Source organism: Halorubrum sp. SS7, from assembly GCF_005435055.1.
Classification (GTDB): domain Archaea; phylum Halobacteriota; class Halobacteria; order Halobacteriales; family Haloferacaceae; genus Halorubrum; species Halorubrum salinarum.
Map to the genome: position 1 here is coordinate 1 of NZ_SGXV01000138.1, position 952 is coordinate 952.

Here is a 952-nt window from a genome sequence, read left to right on the forward strand (position 1 = left end):
ACAGTCGATGCTGGTGAGATGTCCGGCGTTGAGTCCAATTAAACCGCAGGCTCCTCCGGTTGTAGTGCTCCCCCGCCAATTCCTTTAAGTTTCATCCTTGCGGACGTACTTCCCAGGCGGTCTGCTTAGCGGCTTCCCTACGGCACAGCACCCACTCGTAGTGGGAGCCACACCTAGCAGACATTGTTTACGGCCAGGACTACCCGGGTATCTAATCCGGTTCGAGACCCTGGCTTTCGTCCCTCACTGTCGGATCCGTTCTCGCGACGTGCTTTCGCCATCGGCGGTCCGTCCAGGATTACGGGATTTCACTCCTACCCCGGACGTACCCGTCGCGCCTTCCGGTCCCAAGCCACGCAGTTTCTACCGGGCGCCCACCTGTTGAGCAGGTGGATTTCCCGATGGACTTGCGCGGCCAGCTACGGACGCTTTAGGCCCAATAAGATCGGCCATCACTTGGGCTGCCGGTATTACCGCGGCGGCTGGCACCGGTCTTGCCCAGCCCTTATTCTGGCACCGCCTTAGGGTGCCGAAAAGCACAGGCGCTATGCCTGTGCACTTGGGATCCCCCTATCGCACTGTCGTGCAGTGTAAAGGTTTCGCGCCTGCTGCGCCCCGTAGGGCCCGGAATCTTGTCTCAGATTCCGTCTCCGGGTTCTCACTCTCATGACCCGTACCGATTATTGGCACGGTGGGCCGTTACCCCACCGTCTACCTAATCGGCCGCAGCCACATCCTTCGGCGCCGGAGCGTTTGGCATACCACTCATTCCAGTGGTGGTATGGTATACACTATTAGCCTCAGTTTCCCGAGGGTATTGTGTTCCGAAGGGTAGTTTGGCCACGTGTTACTGAGCTATTCGCCACGAGTCTGAACTCGTGCGACTAGCATGGCTAAATCGGATCCCAATAGCAATGGCCTCCGGCAGGATCAACCGGAATGTATGTCCTTC

General features: G+C 58.4%; 1 rRNA gene. It reads right to left on the minus strand.

Annotated features, from left to right (window positions below):
* Positions 1 to 941: ribosomal RNA gene (locus EXE44_RS17155) — 16S ribosomal RNA — on the minus strand; the annotation flags it as partial.
* Between the last annotated feature and the right edge of the window lie 11 nt (positions 942 to 952).